The sequence below is a fragment of the Cryobacterium sp. Hb1 genome, from assembly GCF_004403585.1.
GTDB lineage: Bacteria > Actinomycetota > Actinomycetes > Actinomycetales > Microbacteriaceae > Cryobacterium > Cryobacterium lyxosi.
The window spans coordinates 62,278-79,147 of sequence record NZ_SOHI01000028.1; the positions used below are offsets into that span (position 1 = coordinate 62,278).

At 63.1% G+C, this 16,870-nt stretch carries 15 protein-coding genes; 8 read left to right on the forward strand and 7 right to left on the reverse strand.

The genetic code is table 11. The annotated features are described in order from the left end of the window. The first annotated feature begins 71 nt into the window (after positions 1-71). Positions 72-1,982, forward strand: a complete 1,911-nt coding sequence (gene typA / locus E3T38_RS11425) for a translational GTPase TypA (protein ID WP_104197525.1) — start codon at positions 72-74, stop codon at positions 1,980-1,982. A 106-nt stretch (positions 1,983-2,088) separates the two neighbouring features. Further along, positions 2,089-2,553, forward strand: coding sequence for a hypothetical protein (locus tag E3T38_RS11430; RefSeq protein ID WP_134548323.1), 465 nt, complete (start codon positions 2,089-2,091; stop codon positions 2,551-2,553). A gap of 112 nt (positions 2,554-2,665) precedes the next feature. On the opposite strand, the gene E3T38_RS17155 is transcribed toward E3T38_RS11430, so the two are convergent. From E3T38_RS17155 to efeU, 3 genes are read right to left on the reverse strand one after another with little or no spacing between them, the layout of a single operon-like run. Beyond that, positions 2,666-3,274 carry an imelysin family protein gene (locus E3T38_RS17155; protein WP_370449032.1) on the reverse strand — a complete coding sequence of 203 codons (609 nt, stop codon included), beginning with the start codon at positions 3,272-3,274 and terminating at the stop codon, positions 2,666-2,668. Beyond that, positions 3,275-3,742, reverse strand: a complete 468-nt coding sequence (locus E3T38_RS17160; RefSeq protein ID WP_174775235.1) for a cupredoxin domain-containing protein — start codon at positions 3,740-3,742, stop codon at positions 3,275-3,277. It abuts the gene before it with no gap. Between the two features lie 28 nt (positions 3,743-3,770). Continuing rightward, positions 3,771-4,640 (reverse strand): iron uptake transporter permease EfeU, encoded by an 870-nt coding sequence (gene efeU / locus E3T38_RS11440; RefSeq protein ID WP_134548324.1) that lies wholly within the window; start codon positions 4,638-4,640, stop codon positions 3,771-3,773. 161 nt (positions 4,641-4,801) lie between these two features. Here efeU and E3T38_RS11445 point away from each other — a divergent pair, with 161 nt between their 5' ends. The 5 genes from E3T38_RS11445 (at position 4,802) to E3T38_RS11465 (ending at position 10,780) form a co-directional block, all read left to right on the forward strand. Next, positions 4,802-5,770: a PIG-L deacetylase family protein gene (locus E3T38_RS11445; protein ID WP_134548325.1), complete on the forward strand. Its 969-nt coding sequence runs from the start codon at positions 4,802-4,804 to the stop codon at positions 5,768-5,770. Positions 5,771-5,851: 81 nt separating this feature from the next. Then, complete coding sequence (gene fdxA, locus E3T38_RS11450; RefSeq protein WP_104128115.1) at positions 5,852-6,175, forward strand: ferredoxin; 324 nt, start codon at positions 5,852-5,854, stop codon at positions 6,173-6,175. 9 nt (positions 6,176-6,184) lie between these two features. Further along, positions 6,185-7,285 (forward strand): succinyldiaminopimelate transaminase, encoded by a 1,101-nt coding sequence (dapC, locus tag E3T38_RS11455; RefSeq protein ID WP_304563270.1) that lies wholly within the window; start codon positions 6,185-6,187, stop codon positions 7,283-7,285. A gap of 232 nt (positions 7,286-7,517) precedes the next feature. Further along, complete coding sequence (locus E3T38_RS11460) at positions 7,518-8,804, forward strand: citrate synthase (protein ID WP_104201178.1); 1,287 nt, start codon at positions 7,518-7,520, stop codon at positions 8,802-8,804. Positions 8,805-9,277: 473 nt separating this feature from the next. Beyond that, on the forward strand, positions 9,278-10,780 hold the full coding sequence (locus E3T38_RS11465) for a nitronate monooxygenase (RefSeq protein ID WP_241984430.1): 1,503 nt from the start codon (positions 9,278-9,280) through the stop codon (positions 10,778-10,780). A 188-nt stretch (positions 10,781-10,968) separates the two neighbouring features. On the opposite strand, the gene E3T38_RS11470 is transcribed toward E3T38_RS11465, so the two are convergent. Both E3T38_RS11470 and E3T38_RS11475 read right to left on the reverse strand, forming a co-directional pair. Further along, on the reverse strand, positions 10,969-11,853 hold the full coding sequence (locus E3T38_RS11470) for a hypothetical protein (RefSeq protein WP_134548326.1): 885 nt from the start codon (positions 11,851-11,853) through the stop codon (positions 10,969-10,971). Continuing rightward, the gene (locus E3T38_RS11475) at positions 11,826-12,449 is read right to left on the reverse strand and encodes a hypothetical protein (RefSeq protein WP_134548327.1); all 624 of its coding nucleotides are present in this window, start codon (positions 12,447-12,449) and stop codon (positions 11,826-11,828) included. Before E3T38_RS11475 ends, E3T38_RS11470 begins: the two co-directional genes overlap by 28 nt. A 415-nt stretch (positions 12,450-12,864) precedes the next feature. Between E3T38_RS11475 and E3T38_RS11480 the strand changes: the two genes are divergently transcribed. After that, positions 12,865-14,910: a DUF222 domain-containing protein gene (locus E3T38_RS11480; protein WP_134548328.1), complete on the forward strand. Its 2,046-nt coding sequence runs from the start codon at positions 12,865-12,867 to the stop codon at positions 14,908-14,910. Positions 14,911-15,357: 447 nt separating this feature from the next. On the opposite strand, the gene E3T38_RS11485 is transcribed toward E3T38_RS11480, so the two are convergent. Both E3T38_RS11485 and E3T38_RS11490 read right to left on the reverse strand, forming a co-directional pair. Next, entirely contained in the window at positions 15,358-16,062 is a 705-nt protein-coding gene (locus E3T38_RS11485) for a hypothetical protein (protein WP_134548329.1), read from the reverse strand. Between the two features lie 149 nt (positions 16,063-16,211). Further along, complete coding sequence (locus tag E3T38_RS11490; protein WP_134548330.1) at positions 16,212-16,829, reverse strand: hypothetical protein; 618 nt, start codon at positions 16,827-16,829, stop codon at positions 16,212-16,214. Positions 16,830-16,870: the final 41 nt, after the last annotated feature.

Below are 16,870 nucleotides of genomic sequence, written 5' to 3' on the forward strand. Positions count from 1 at the left end.
TGACCCTTGGTATCCATTCTTCGTCGCGCGCGAGACTCTGCGGCACTCATTCTTCGTAAGGATTTATTTTTATGGCGATTGCTACACGCAATAACCTCCGAAATGTTGCAATCGTTGCTCACGTTGACCACGGTAAAACGACGCTGGTCGACGCGATGCTCAAGCAGACCGACTCTTTCGCGGACCACTCTCACGTTGAAGAGCGCGCGATGGACTCGAACGAGCTCGAGCGCGAAAAGGGCATCACGATTCTCGCCAAGAACACGGCGGTTTCGTACAAGGGCATCCACGCCACTGAGGGTCCCATCACGATCAACGTGATCGACACCCCGGGCCACGCCGACTTCGGTGGCGAGGTCGAGCGCGGACTGTCCATGGTCGACGGCGTTGTGCTCCTCGTCGATGCTTCAGAGGGCCCGCTGCCGCAGACCCGTTTCGTACTCCGCAAGGCGCTCGAAGCCAAGCTTCCCGTTATCCTGCTGGTCAACAAGACCGACCGTCCCGACGCCCGCATCGACGAGGTCGTGGCCGAGAGCCAGGACCTCCTCATCGGCCTCGCGAGCGATATGGCCGACGACTTTCCCGACCTCGACCTTGACGCCGTCCTCGACGTACCCGTCGTCTACGCGTCGGGCCGTAACGGTGCCGCCAGCTGGAACAAGCCCGAAGACGGCACCCTGCCGGACAACGACGACCTCGAGCCCTTGTTCGATGCGATCCTCAAGCACATCCCGGCACCGACCTACGACGACACGCACCCGCTACAGGCGCACGTCACCAACCTCGACGCATCGCCGTTCCTTGGCCGTCTCGCACTGCTGCGCATCTTCCAGGGCACGATCAAGAAGGGCCAGACCGTGGCCTGGGTGCAGCAGGACGGCACCGTCAGCAATGTGAAGATCACCGAGCTGCTCATCACCAAGGCGCTCGACCGCTACCCGACCGAGAGCGCCGGCCCCGGCGACATCGTCGCCGTAGCCGGTATCGAGAACATCACCATTGGTGAGACCCTCGCCGACCCCGACGACGTGCGCCCCCTGCCGACCATCACGGTCGACGACCCGGCCATCTCGATGACCATCGGCACCAACACGTCGCCGCTCATGGGCAAGGTCAAGGGCCACAAACTCACCGCCCGCATGGTCAAGGACCGCCTTGACCGCGAACTCGTCGGTAACGTCTCGCTCAAGGTCGTTGACATTGGACGCCCGGACGCGTGGGAGGTTCAGGGCCGTGGTGAACTGGCCCTCGCCATCCTGGTCGAGCAGATGCGTCGCGAAGGCTTCGAACTCACCGTTGGCAAGCCGCAGGTGGTTGTCCGGCGCGTTGACGGCAAGATCCACGAGCCTTACGAGCACCTCACCATTGATGCGCCCGAAGAATACCTCGGTGCCATCACGCAGCTGCTCGCAGCCCGCAAGGGTCGCATGGAGAACATGGCCAACCACGGCACTGGCTGGGTTCGCATGGAATTCATCGTTCCGTCACGTGGATTGATCGGCTTCCGCACCCAGTTCCTCACGGACACGCGTGGTACCGGTATCGCCAACGCGATTCTGCACGGCTACGAGCCTTGGGCCGGCACCATCAACACCCGCACAAACGGTTCCATCGTGGCCGACCGCTCCGGTGCTGTCACGCCGTTCGCGATCATCAACCTGCAGGAGCGCATGTCGTTCTTCGTGCAGCCGACCAGTGAGGTTTATGAAGGCATGGTCATCGGCGAGAACTCGCGCGCCGACGACATGGACGTGAACATCACCAAGGAAAAGAAACTGACCAACATGCGTCAGTCCAGTTCCGACACGTTCGAGTCGATGACGCCGCCCAAGGTGCTTTCGCTCGAGCAGTGCCTCGAATTCGCTCGCGAAGACGAGTGCGTCGAGGTCACCCCTGCTGCCGTGCGTATTCGCAAGGTGGAGCTGACAGCATCCGCTCGCTCACGCCAGGTTTCACGCGTCAAGAAGATGGACGCGAACTAGCCAGTTTCGCTCCCGAGATCGTAAAGAGTGCCGCTTTGACCAGGTCAAAGCGGCACTTTGTGCATCCTCGCGGTATACACATTCGCATAACGTGAAAGGTTTTTTCATGACAACCAGCAGACCAATACGGCGAGTTGTTCTCGCTCTTGTAGTCGCTGCAGCCGGGTTACCGCTCCTGGCGGGCTGCTCCGTGGGCGAGTCCGTGCGCGATAGCGTCAATGGCGCCGTCAACGGGGCTGTTCAGGACGCGACGGGCGGTGACGTCAGCCTCGGTGGGCAGCTTCCCGCCGACTGGCCGACCGAAATTCCTGTGCTCGACGGAGAGGTTCTCTTCGCGACCGGTGGCCTGGGCGAGAGTGGGGTCGGTGTCTGGGTCGTGACCGTCAGTACCACGTCGACGGCTCCCCTGGACGACGCGCGGGCCCAGCTGTTGGCGGCGGGCTTCACCGAAGTTGTGGCCGGAGTCGACGCTGAGGTGGTCACAATGGCGAACGCGGCTTACGGCGTCGTCGTCGCTGGCAATTCCGATGGTGTTCTCTACACCGTCACTCCGGTGCCGGCGCTCGGTTAGGCGACCAGGGCTGCGCCGACGTAACTCTGGTCGGAGATGCCTCCGGGAACGGCGAAAAGGGCGCTGCTGACGTGCCGAATGTACTCGTTGAGCGCATCGTGCTTGGCCAGGTTCAGCTGCGACGCAGTAATTTGGCACCGTTGTTCTGGGCTGGATGCGCCAGCCGCACGTGTGCAGCAGCACCGATGAGTGGATGGTCTGCCCGGCCGGCCAGGGCGGAGTTGGGCTCGGTGAACTCGGTGCTGCCGAAGAGCGGAGACCCTGACCCCATGGTGATCCCGAACACAGCCTCTTGCTCGCTGTGAATCGAGAGGTCCCAGGTCTCGATGGTCACGCGGATGCGCCGCGCCACCAGGTAGAAGCCGCCCACCAGCCAGGCCGGGCCGTCGGACGCCGACACCCAGACCTGATCGGTGACGACCTCGTCGAGCAGGCCGATGGCACCATTGGACTGCTGCGACAGGGTGAAACTCACACCCTGCACCTTTGTGTGCAGGGTGTCGGTGTCGGTGTCGGTGTCGGTGATGAGTTGCTGCGTGAAGGCTGCGCGCTTCTCGGCGCTGTAGGGCTCGAAACTGGTTTCAGCCTCGGCTGGCCAGAGATCCTTCTCGATCGCGTGCCAGGCGGTCCGGTCCTGGCCCTCTTCGAGGTCGGCCTCGCGCAGGTCGAGCTTGGGGTCAAGGTCGCCGAACGAGTCGGTGCCCGTGACGAACTGGTCGATCTAATTAGAGACGTATGAGGCGTAGTCGGAGTTGGCGGTGTCGATCTGGGCGGCGCGGTCGACGTTGACGGTGGCGGCGGCATCCGTTTTGGTGGCGGTGAATTCGGCCTTGCCGACGCTGTCGCCGGCCATCCCCGGCTTACAAGCGGTGAAGTAGCTGCCGGCGTCGAGTTGCACGACGAGGTCGCGACTGAGACCGGGGCCGATGTTCTCGGCCTCGCTGACGATGCGCAGGCCGTCGGCGGCTAGCAGGTAGAACTCGGTCACCTGATCACCGGAATTGGTGACCGAGAAGCGAATGCTGCCAGCCGGCGCCTCGTTGGCTGATACTGCGCAATTCGTCGCGCTGCTGTCTACGGCGAGGGCAGTGTGCGAGGCGGCCGGGTTGTTTGCGACGCAGCCGCTGAGCAGAGTGACACCGAGAACACCGACGCCGAGTAGGCGGGCATAACGTAAGACACGAGGCATGAAGATCCTTTGGCAGAGAGATGAGAAGTCAGTGCGCGGCAACCGGAACGGGCGCCGGCGTCTGGGGTGCGGTCTGAACCGGGTGGGTGTTCGTGCGGCCATGGCGGCTTTTTTTGATGAAGAGGCTCAGTGTCGGCACGGCGTAGGCCAGCCAGGCGAACATCTCCAGCCAGGTAGTGGCGGGAGAGAAGTTCAGGGTGCCCTTGAGTAGCGTGCCATACCAGCTGTCCGGCGGCACGGCGGCGCTCACGTTGAAGGCCAGGGCATGCAGGCCGGGCAGGAATCCGGCTTCCTGCAGGTCGTGCACGCCGTAGGAGAGTACGCCCGCAGCGACGATGATAAGAATCGCGCCGGTATAGGTGAAGAACTTGGACAGGTTGATCTTGAGCATGCCGGCGTAGATCAATGCGCCGAGGCCGATCGCCGTCGCGATGCCGAGCGCCGCGCCGAGCAGCGGCATGGTCGTCGCCCCGGTGGCCTGCACGGCGGCCCAGAGGAACAGGGCGGTCTCGATACCCTCACGACCGACCGCGAGAAAGGCGACGAGAACGAGGCCGAGACCGGTGCCGACAAGGTGCTTGTCGATGTTGCCCTGCAGGTGCCCCTTGAGGTCGCGTGCGGTGCGCAGCATCCAGAACACCATCCAGGTCACCAGGCCGGTCGCGACGATCGACAACACGCCCCCGATGGTCTCCTGTGCGGTGAACGAGAGACCATAGGTGCCATAGGTGAGCAAGGCGCCGATGCCGAGGGCGAGGAGCACGGCCAGGCTCACGCCGATCCAGATGCGCGGCAGCACGTCACGACGGTTGATTTTCACGATGTAGGCGATGAGAATCGTCACGATCAGCGCGGCCTCAAGGCCTTCGCGCAGGCCGATCAGGTAGTTTGCGAGCACAGGGTCCCTCGAATAGTTCGGGCAAGTTTCGGGTGAAAGCTTTGGTAAGGCTATCCTTACCGAATCCGACTCTAGTCGGAACGCCGCGAACGTGTCTAGTTATAATTTGACTCGGGCACGGGTATTACCCAGCAAGATGAATAGCCAGCAGAACAGAAACGGTGCGTACGCCCATGGTCATGTCCGGCAGCGGCGAGCGAATCCTGTTCGTGCATGCCCGGCCCGGCGACGAATCCGCACTTACCGGCGGCACGATTGCCCGGCTGCGCGCCGATGGGTCACGGGTGGTTGTGCTCTACGCCGGTGCTCTCATCGAAGCGGACGCCGCGATCTTTGCGGCGTTGGCCGAGCTGGGGGCGCGCAGCTGGCACCGCTTGCCCCAGGTCTCCGCGCTCGAATTGGTCTCGACTTTTCGAGAGGCCATTGACGCACTCGGGGCAACCGCAGTGGTCGTTGGCGCCGTCGATGACGGTCTGCGTGTGGTCGCGACGACCGCCGCGCACGACGCCGGCCTGCCGGTGTTCCTGGCCTGCACGGTGCGGCAGGCAGCCGGCCAGCGTCTCATCGCCATCGACGTCGGCGCTCACCTCGACCAGAAACTGCGCGCACTCTCGCACTTCCCTGCGCGCTGGATGCTGACCGAGCACACCCGCGTCCTGGTGGACGGGGCCATCGATGTCATCACCGACACCGAAACGTTCCTGAGAGCGGATGCCCCGCGCACAGCGCTGCCCGCGCCCACCCGACGGCCCGCGCGCCCGACCCTGGCGAACCGTTCGTTGGGCGGTCTCGGCGGACTGGTTCTGGGCATCCTCTTCGGTGTGCTGGGAACCATCGCTCACCAGGCCACCCTGACCCTGTTCGGGGTGGCGCTGCCGATTGGCCTGACAATCGCGTTCGTCGGCATCGGAGCGCTGCTGATCGGGCTGCGCCTTGTCGTGGGGGACAGGTTCGTGGTCGGCCTCGCCGCGACGGGATTGCTCCTGACCATTTTTGTGCTGTCACTGCGCGGTTCCGGGGGGTCGGTGCTTGTGCCGGCGGGCCTGCCCGGGACCCTGTGGACTGTTGTTCCGGCGCTGATCGCGGCTTTCGTGCTGGCTTGGCCGAAACTGCCGCCGCGCCGACGTTAGCCGGCTGCGCGTAATACGGAAAGAGGCCTGACCGAGGGGGCGTACAATCAGGTGTCCGCTCTCGAAGGGAACCCCCAGCCTGTGACGTATGTGATCGCTCTTCCGTGCGTTGATGTCAAAGATCGTGCCTGCATCGATGAATGCCCGGTGGACTGCATTTATGAGGGCGAACGCTCCCTCTATATCCATCCGGACGAGTGCGTCGACTGCGGCGCCTGCGAACCGGTCTGCCCGGTTGAGGCCATCTACTACGAAGATGACCTGCCCGAACAGTGGTCCGACTACTACAAAGCCAACGTCGAATTCTTCGACGACATCGGCTCCCCCGGCGGAGCCGCCAAAATCGGCGTCCTCGCCAAGGACCACCCCGTCATCTCCGCACTGCCACCACAGGTTCAGCACTAAGCGATTTTCGTGCTGAAGCCGCTTCCGGACTACCCCTGGGACCAGATGGTTCCGTTCGCCGAACAGGCTCGGCAGCATCCAGGCGGGATCGTCGACCTGTCGATCGGTTCACCGGTCGATGCCACGCCCGACGTCGTGCAGCAAGCGCTGCGCACCGCAACGGATGCCCACGCTTATCCGCAAACGGTCGGCACGCCCGCCCTGCAGCAGGCGATCAGCGCCTGGTATGCCCGGCGCCGCGGTGTCACTGGGCTGGAGCCCAAGAACGTGTTGCCCACGATTGGTTCCAAGGAGCTCGTGGCGCTCATGCCGTTCATGCTCGGCCTCGGCGATGGCGACACGATCGTGCACCCGCGGGCGGCCTATCCGACCTACGCGATCGGCGCCGCTATTGCCGGTGCTAAGGCCGTGGCCTCTGATGATCCGGCCGAGTGGCCCGAATCGACCAAGCTGATCTGGCTGAACAGCCCCGGAAACCCGGACGGCCGAGTCTTGTCGGTCGACGACCTGCGCGCTGCCGTTGCGCGCGCCCGCGAACTCGACGCCGTGATCGTGAGCGACGAGTGTTACGCCGAGCTTGGCTGGGACGCGCCGTGGAATGCCGAGGCCATCCCGAGCATCCTTGACCACCGAGTTATTGACGGCGACCGACGCAAAATCGTCGCTATCTACTCGCTCAGCAAGCAGTCCAATATGGCCGGCTATCGGGCGGCCTTCGCGGCCGGCTGTAGCGGCGTACTCGAGCGCCTGCTGACCGTGCGTAAACACGCCGGCCTCATGCTTCCGGCGCCGCTGCAGGCGGCAATGATCGCCGCTCTCGGCGACGACGAGCACGTGAGCGTTCAGAAAGAGCGCTATCGCGCACGCCGCGCTGTGCTGCTTCCCGCGCTGGAGCAGGCCGGCTTTCGCATCGATCGCAGCGAGGCGGGGCTCTACCTGTGGGCGACCGAGGGACGACCCGCATGGCAATCCATCGAACGGATGGCCGCCCTCGGCATTCTGGCCGGTCCCGGTCCGTTCTATGGCGATGTCTACCCTGAGCACGTGCGATTTTCGCTCACCGCGACCGACGAGCGTATTGCCGCAGCAGCAGCACGCCTGGTGGTCTGAAGCAGCGTTTGTCTGGGCTTGGGGCTTGTGGACTTCTGCCAACGAATCGACCGAAGTCTTAGCTGATGCAACAGCGGGTGGTCAGGCCGATTAGGCTGTAGTCGCGACGGAGTCGACCACAGCATCTTGATCACTGGCCGATTCAGTGACGCGTCGTCACATTTCATCCGGCAGTGATACCCGAGGAGGCTCCGTGACCGACGTCGCGCAGCACACAACATCCGGCGAACCGATCAGCGCTGACCCGAATAAGGTCACCATCACTTTTCCTGGGGGGAGTGCAGAGTTCCCGATCCTGACCAGTGTGGACGGCGTGTCGAGCATCGACATCTCCACCCTGACCAAGAAGACCGGCCTCACCACGCTGGACTACGGTTTCGTGAATACTGCGGCAACTCGCTCCGCGATCACCTATATCGACGGTGACGCCGGTATCCTGCGCTATCGCGGGTATCCGATCGAACAGATCGCTCAGAACTCGAACTTTCTCGAGACGGCTTGGCTGTTGATCTACGGTGATCTGCCCAGCGCGAGTGAACTGGCTAACTTTGACGATCGCATCCGCCATCACACGCTGTTGCACGAAGACATGCGTCGGTTCTTTGATTCCCTGCCGCACAAGGCGCACCCGATGAGTGTGCTCGCCTCGGGCGTCTCGGCCCTGTCTACGTTCTACCAGGACTCGCTCGACCCGAGGGACCCGGAACAGGTCGAGATTTCGACCATTCGCCTTCTGGCCAAGCTGCCGGTAATGGCCGCCTACGCGCACAAGAAGAGCGTCGGTCAAGCCTTTCTCTACCCCGACAACTCCCTGAGCTTCGTCGACAACTTCCTCAAGCTCAACTTCGGCAACATGGCCGAGCCCTACGAGATCAACCCGGTCGTCAGTAAGGCCCTTGAACGCCTACTCATGCTTCACGAAGATCACGAGCAGAACGCGTCGACCTCGACGGTTCGCCTGGTCGGCTCGACGGAGGCCAACCTATTCGCGTCGGTCTCCTCCGGCATCAACGCGCTGTTCGGGCCGCTGCACGGCGGCGCCAATGAAGCCGTATTATCGATGCTCGGTGAGATCCAGGCATCTGGCCAGGGCGTCGAAAAGTACGTCGAACGCGTCAAGAATAAGGAGCAGGGCGTTAAGCTCATGGGCTTCGGGCACCGGGTCTACAAGAACTACGACCCGCGCGCCACTCTGGTCAAGGAGAGCGCCCATGAGGTATTGGCCGCCCTCGGCGTGCAGGACGACCTGCTCGACATTGCGCAGGAACTTGAGCACATTGCGCTCAATGACGATTACTTCAAGGAACGTCGCCTGTACCCCAATGTCGACTTCTACACCGGCGTCATCTACAAGGCGATGGGCTTTCCGACGCGCATGTTCACCGTGCTCTTCGCGATCGGTCGTCTGCCCGGCTGGGTTGCGCACTGGCGTGAGATGAACGAGGATCCGGCCACCAAGATCGGCCGCCCGCAGCAGCTCTACGTGGGCTCCCCGGCCCGCGACTACCCGCGCAAATAGCATCGCTGCAGCACTCTTCCTGCGCTAATGACTCAGTACTGAAGACCCCGCTCGCTGGGAACAGGGCGCAATCATGGGTCGATAGCGCGGTCGCGCGAGCTACTGGTGGGTGCCTGAAGAGCAATAGCTTTGATGTGCTCTGGTGACTGGTGACTGGTGACTGGTGACTGGTTACTGGTTACTGGTGACTGGTGTGACGCGCGCTGACGCGGTGGCCTGCGTCGGCCGACGGCGCAGTAATTATTTGTGGGTACTTCCGCACGGTCGAGCGTGCGGACCGACGCCCCGAATCACTCGGACGACGGCTGTCCCGCGTTGAGCGCGCCTTCCGCCGTCTGCCCTCCGCTTCTAGCTTTTCGCTTTTGGCCGGAGCTGGCATGGACCTCCGGAACGTATTCGTGGGGCGGAATATGCACGGGAATAGTCTGTGAAAGGGCGCCCAGCCGTGGTGTCCGTCACTGAAAGGTTCGCCCATGACTCTGCTCCAGATGACTGCGTCCGTGATACTTGAGACGGCCACATCCACGACTCCGCGCCCAACGCAGGCGCTGCCGACCATCATTCAGGGCGGCATGGGCGTTGCCGTGTCATCGTGGCAACTCGCCCGCGCGGTGTCCAAGGCGGGGCAGCTCGGTGTCGTCAGCGGTACCGCTCTCGACACGGTCATCGCAAGGCGCTTGCAGGACGGCGACGCGGGTGGCCACGTGCGCCGCGCGTTGGCTCACTTCCCGGTGCCGGCCCTGGCCGACCGCGTACTGCGGAAATACTTTCGGGCCGGTGGCCGTCGCTCTGGAATTCCGTACCTTCCCATCGCGAAGGTCAGCCAGCATCCGCTCGTGAAATCGCTAGAGCTGAGTGTCGTCGCGAACTTCGTTGAAGTCTGGCTGGCCAAGGAGGGCCACGATGGTTTGGTCGGCATCAATTTTCTTGAGAAGGTGCAATTGGCCACCCCGAGCGCGGCCTACGGAGCAATGTTGGCTGGCGTCGACTATGTGCTGATGGGAGCTGGAATCCCGGCCGAGATACCTGCGTTGCTCACCGGACTGGCCCGGCACGAGACCCGGGCGCTCGACCTGCACGTCGAGAACTCCACCACCAGATACTCCGTCGAGTTCGATCCGGAAGCCCTTACCGGTGGAGGACTGCCGCCGTTACACCGCCCCCGTTTTCTGGCAATCGTCGCTGCCCATGTGCTCGCTGTGTACCTGACCCGGGAGGAGTCGACGCGTCCCGACGGCTTCATCATCGAAGGGCCGCGAGCCGGCGGGCATAATGCGCCGCCGCGCGGACGCGGTTCCCTCGATAACGACGGCCAACCCGTCTACGGCCCCCGGGATGATGCCGATCTGGCGAAGGTCGCAGCGGTCGGCCTACCGTTTTGGGTCGCCGGCGGTTACGGTACCCCCGAGCGGGTCAGCGAAGCGCTCGCGATTGGTGCTGCTGGCGTTCAGGTGGGGACTCTGTTCGCCCTCTCGGTCGAATCCGGCCTCGACGATACCCTGCGGGAGCAGCTGCTCCGCCAAATCGACGGCCAGGGGCTGGAGATTCGTACCGATCCGCTGGCCTCTTCGACAGGATTCCCGTTCAAAGTCGCGACGCTGCCGGGAACCCTGTCGGACGCCACCCTGTATGAAGAGCGCCCACGCCTATGCGATCTCGGTTATCTCCGGGTGCCGTACGAACGTTCCCCCGGAGTGCTCGGCTACCGGTGCCCAGCCGAACCGGTCGCGACGTTTGTGCGCAAGGGCGGTTCCAGCGCGGAGTCCGCCGGCCGCAAATGCCTGTGCAACGCCCTCACGGCCAACGTCGGACTCAGCCAGACCCGACGAGACGGATACGAGGAGTTGCCGCTGGTCACTCTCGGTACTGACCTCGACGGGGTCACCGCCTTGCGTGCCGCGCACCCCCAGGGCTGGTCCGCCACCGAAGCCGTAGCCTATCTCGAGTCTAAATCTCGATGGCAGCCCACGGACTGAACCGGCGCAGTGCGGGTTTCAGGCGTGCGGGTACACCCGGAAAACTGAGCAGGGGAGAGTCTTATCGGTCGGGTTATGGCCGAGGTAGCGGTATCGGTGATTTGAGGCCGGGACGTTGTCGCCACGACGAGCGCGCACATGGAGTTGCGGTGAATCTCTCGATGTCGAGCGTGTGGTGGTTGTGTCGTTCAGCAGCCGGGTCCGCGGGGGTTGGTGTTGCAGTCTTGGGCGACGAGCACGGTGGATTCGTTGGCGGCGATAACGGTGAAGGGGGCTGACGGCACGGTGACGATGCCTTCGACGGGTCGCCAGCCTTGGTCGCCGAAGCTGTAGTCGGCACGGTAGTCGACGGTGAGGACGACCGTGTGGGTGCCTTTTGTTGTGTAGGTGTGGCTGGTGGTGGTGTTGGAGAATTCGGCGAGGTTGAGGTTTTTCCAGTTTGAGCCGTTTGTTGGGGTTGAGGTGGTGTTGCTGTCTCCGTAGTTCCAGTGGTAGCCGATTGGGGTGAACATGACTTGGGCGGGTTGGCCGAGGAGTAGTCCTTCTTGGATTTGAGCGGATGCGTCGGCCCAGAAATTTGTGGGCAGTCCGACGATGGTCCAGCCGTTGGGTTCCATGTTTGTGGGGGCGGCGTAGGCGGGGAAGTTTTGCAAGTCGGAGACGTGCACGATGGTGGAGGGGGAGCATGCGGTGCAGGGAGTTGTGGGGGTGTTGGGGCGGGCGAGGGGTAGGAAGGAGCCATTGCCGCAGGGGATGGTCTTGATGCCCGGCTTCGCAGGGTCGCCGTTTGCGCAGACCGTCGGTGCCGCTGGCGTGCCCGACCCGCCGCGTCCTCGTCGTGGGTGACTTCCGTTTCCGGTTCCGGTTCCGGTGCCGCTGGAGCCCGTCGTCGTATCTGCCGTCAGGTCAATGCCCGGACCAACCACGATTGCTTGAGCACGCGGCTCCGATGATGGGCAATCGTCGGCAGACTGTCCCAGTTGCGTGCAGCCGAAGGCACTAGACGCACCGATCGAGCAGAATGCGATCGACACGATTGTCAGCGTCACCCACAAAAATTTTGACCGGTCCATGTGTCTTCCTTATCGACTAGAAGTTTCGATGCGTCCGTATCACTTGAAATTAATGCAACCTGGGTTGGTGTGCGTTCGGAGCGGTTTGCCGGGGTGACATCTGCCCCTGCTTTGTCAACGATTCGGAGGCCGGAAACGTCCGCGCACAAATAGAGGCTGACTTCAACATGTCCTGGTGAGGGTTCGGAGAAGCTCATGAGTGAAACAGTGTCAAACGAAATTGCGCCTCGCCCGACGTGACCCGACTCGGCAAAGCTGTCCACTGATGCCGTTACCTCGGGAAGATATCGTTTGCTGACCAACCCGCTGAAGGTATCGAAACCATTCCCAGCTTGGGGTGATGCTGCGAATTCGTTGGAGCCCAGCGTGTATGCGGCATATGCGGCCCGCGCGGCCGCCAACGCCTCGTCGTTCGAGGCGAAGACCGGTGGAGTTTTGGTGGGCGCGGCGGTCGCATCGGCGCCAGCCACCGCAGACTCGCTGGGTGCTGGCTCGAGGGCAGCCGTGCACCCGCTGAGCGTGGCGCTAGCGATCGACAAAATAAAGGCAGCGAGCACAACTTTGTGCGCGCGATAACAACGCGGCGAATTTCGCATGCGGTCACCCTAGACCGGATTGCCGCAATCCCATTTAAGTTATGCACAACCTGGTGAAACGGTGCGAATCGGTCTAGGAGTGTGACCCATCCTCACGCGACCAATCGTCTGTCGCAGCGTGCCGACTGGTCGCGCGTCGAGTTACGGGCCTTACGTGGCATTGTTGTGGTCGTTCTGGCTTTCTGTTCGCTGACTGGCACGTGAGAAGTGGGCCTCACGTGACGCTGCTTGACCGGGTGTGACGGGACCGAGTTAAGTGGGACTGAGTAGCCGGCGCGGATCGAAGTCGCCTTAAATCGGTCGACGTACGAGCAGAAACATTTTTTTGGGTATTCTTTGTCGGATTTGACCGATTTAGTGTTTATATAAGTGATTTTTCCTCGGGAATGTCGGTGGTCGGGTGTTGGGTTGAATCATGACCAACATGGCGATGGAGCTCACCCGGGTGGCGGCCGATGTCGCCGCGCTCGGCGGCTCCAGTGCCGAATTCGCCACTTTGAGTGATGCGGAGGTGCTCGCAGCGCGTGGTCCCATTGCGGATCTGCTGCGGCTGAGCAACACGGTGGCAGCGTTGCTGGCGGGCACCATCGCGGAGCGGTCCCGGCCGCAGCTGGGCCAGTCGGGTTTGGCGGCGCGGCACGGGTTTGGCAATCCGACACTGATGGTGCAGCACGCCACCGGCCTCAGCCGCATCGAATCTGGTCGGCTGCTCGCCGTCGGCATGCTGATGAGCGAGACCGAGAAGGCTGAACGCAGCGCAGCCGAGGTGCGGGAGGCCGAGCGGGCGGCAGCTTCCGCGACGGAAGCGGCGGAGGCCGCCGCAAGGGAAGCTGCCGCTGACACGGCGGCCGACGCGCAACGGGAGATGGAGTGGCAAGCGGCCCAGTGGGAGGCGCGGGAGGCAGATCGGGCCGCCGCTTGGGCTGAGTTGAACCCCGATCTGCCGCTCCTTGACGCCCCACCCCGCCCGTTTGCCCTGGTTGACGCAGCGGTCCCGATCGTGCCGATCGTGCTGGTCCCACCACCACCGGCGGTGGTGCTGCTGCCGGTGGTGATTCCCTGGCAGGCGCCGATCATGCACGCCGTCGCTGCCGGTACCTTCTCACCCGGCGTCGGCGACGCCCTGCTTCGTGGCCTAGGCACCCTCGACCAGGCCGTGACCGCCGACAGACTTGCCGCCGCCCTGCGCGTGCTGCTCGTCGATGCACCCGGAATGAATACCGAGCAGGCCTATAAACGAGCCCGGCGCTTGCGTGACGAGCTGGATGCGGCGGGTATTCTGGCTCGGGAGAAGCAGGCCCGCGACGACACGACGTGGTCGCTCTGGCGCCGCGCCGACGGTATGGTGACTCTGCACGCGCTGCTGCCGGCGGAGCAAGGCGAAATGTGGATCGCAACCTATGACGCCCTGACCAGTCCGCGGCGTGGCGGGGTGCGGTTCGTCGATCCGAAACGGGCAGCGTGGGCGCAGAGCGTGAAAGACGACCCGCGCACCGTCGATCAGATCGCTGCGGATTCCTTCACCCAACTTCTCAAACTCGGCGCCGATGCCGACCCGAACACTCTCTTTGGAGGCCGTCGCCCGGTGGTGCGCGTCATTGTCACCGAACACGATCGCCCCACCACCATCCAAGCTCCGACTGCCGCGGCGAGTGCAGCAACCCAGAGTGGCGCGAGCAATGAGGCGGGTCAGACCAGCGAGACAACCGAGAACGCCCCGCTCATCGGGGCCGCGAGGAGCGGTGAAAACGCGAAGCCCTCACGAACCGCCGAGACGGATGACGCCAGCGGGAGAACACCAAGGGTCACGCTCAAGGGAAGCGAAAAGAGCAGCGAAACGGGCGTTGTGACGGTCATCGAAACGGGCATCGAAACGAGCAGTGAAACGGGCAAAGAAACGAACAACGAGCCGGGGCCGGCGACGGACGGGATGTCTCGTGGTGAATCTGGTGGACGGGTCGGTGGAAACGCCGGGGCGGCCCAGACCCGGAAGACGTTCGGATATTTCGAAGGCAACCCGGCGGCGGTCTCGGGTGAGACGATTTCCCGCCACCTGTGCGATACGGGCTACCTCGGTATCCTGTTCAGTCAGACTGGGCAGCCCCTCAATGTTGGACGAGAGCAACGTCTTTTCAACCGTGAGCAACGTCGGGCCCTCGCCGTGCGCGACGGTGGATGCCGCTGGCCCGGCTGTGAGCAACCGCCGTCGTGGACCGAGGCGCACCACATCGAAAACTGGGTTGATCTAGGACTTTCCAATATTGATCAGGCCATACTGCTTTGCGCTCACCATCATCTGTTGCTGCACAATCGGCACTGGAAGGTGCTTGTTCTCAACGGCCAATATTGGCTGCAACCGCCGGTCGAGATCGACCCAAAGCAAACGCTGATTGCCCTGCCGAGCAAGAACCCGCTCATGGACGTACCGATCCAGCTCGACGTGCCGAGGTCGACGAGATGAGCGGCCGACACCGCAGGCGTTGGCGAGGCACAAGTTGGCAGTCTCGTCCGACTTGACCACCCTGTCGGGGGCTTTTCCCCGCGACCGGGTCACTCGCTCGACGACGACCAGCACTAGACGACCCACCGGTGCTTCCATGGCTGGCACGGCGGATTGCGGCGGGTTTCGGGATGGCGGTCTCGAGCAGCGTGACCAACGAAAATTGAGCTCGGGGCTCGGGGCTCGGGGCTCGGTGCGAGGTGCGAGCTTGGCACCAGCCAGGGTCTTGACCAGCCACAGCGTTGACCAGCTCGATCGACGCATATGGAATGGCCACAGGCATGTGGCGGTCCCGAGAGTCCGATGTCACCACATATGACCTCCGAATTGGCAGCGTCCCGGCCGATTGTCGTGCCCGAATTGATTTATGGGCGCGCGGGGAGGTTTGGCTGGGCCGTCGCCGACCGGTCAGCAGCCGGGTCCGCGGGGGTTGGTGTTGCAGTCTTGGGCGACGAGCACGGTGGATTCGTTGGCGGCGATAACGGTGAAGGGGGCTGACGGCACGGTGACGATGCCTTCGACGGGGCGCCAGCCTTGGTCGCCGAAGCTGTAGTCGGCGCGGTAGTCGATGGTGAGGGCGACGGTGTCGGTGCCTTTCGCGGTGTACTTGTGGCTGGTGGTGGTGTTGGAGAATTCGGTGAGGTTGAGGGTTGTCCAGTTTGAGCCGCTTGTTGGGGTTGAGGTGGTGTTGTTGTCTCCGTAGTTCCAGTGGTAGCCGATTGGGGTGAACATGACGTGGGCGGGTTGGCCGAGGAGTAGTCCTTCTTGAATTTGTGCGGATGCGTCGGCCCAGAAATTTGTGGGCAGTCCGACGATGGTCCAGCCGTTTGGTTCCATGTTTGTGGGGGCGGCGTAGGCGGGGAAGTTTTGCAGGTCGGAGACGCTCACGATGGTGGAGGGGGAGCATGCGGTGCAGGGAGTTGTGGGTGTGTTGGGGCGGGCGAGGGGTAGGAAGGAGCCATTGCCGCAGGGGATGGTCTTGATGCCCGGCTTCGCCGGGTCGCCGTTTGCGCAGACCGTCGGTGCCGCTGGCGTGTCCGATGCGCTGCGTCCTCGCCGTGGGTGACTTCCGGTTCCGGTGCCGCTGGAGCCCGTGGTGGTATCTGCTGTCACGTCAACACTGCCGCCCTTAGCTTTCCCGCCCGTTTCCGGACCATCCGGGCAGAGTCCCATTTTTCGATTTTCAGCCGTGCAGGCTGAAATGTCGGCGCGAGAAGGTGATGAGGGGACGACGCTAAACGTCATCGCGGCAACCACGCCGATTACGAGCAGAAGTTTGAACCGGACCATATTGGAGACTCCGAAATCAGCAGTTGTCGGGAATTCTTATCGGGGGCAACAAGAACGACCACCATCGGTGATCGCACTTGACGATCTGATTTGACGACAGACTCACCCGCCTTGTTGACCGTGTCGGTGGAGCTGAGATCTAGGCAGAGATAGGCTCGAATCTCCCAAGTGGAATCTGGCAGGGCTCGAGACGATTGGATGGTCATCGAATCAAACCGGGTGACCCCGGTAAACGCCCAACCATTTTCTTCCATCAGCTCTCTTCCGCGTATGAGCCCCTCTCGTTCAACCCCAGTCGTCAGGTCTAGGTACCCATCCCAGGATTCGGAGCGCATGGAAGGGACAGAATCGCCCAGCGAAAGATAGTTTCCATACGCTGCCTTCGCGGCAGCCAGAGCTTCGACGTTCGAGGCGAAGACCGGGGGAGTCTCGGTTGGCGCGCTCGTCGCCTCGGCGATGCGCGCGGCCGTGTCGCTGGGAACAGCAACCGGAGCGCTCATGCATCCGCTGAGCGTGCCTAGGGCGAACGGCAACACAATAGCAGCGAGCACAACTCTGTGCACGCGGCGGCGACGTGGTGGATTTCGCATGCGGTTACCATAGACCGGATTACTGCGATCCCATTTAACTT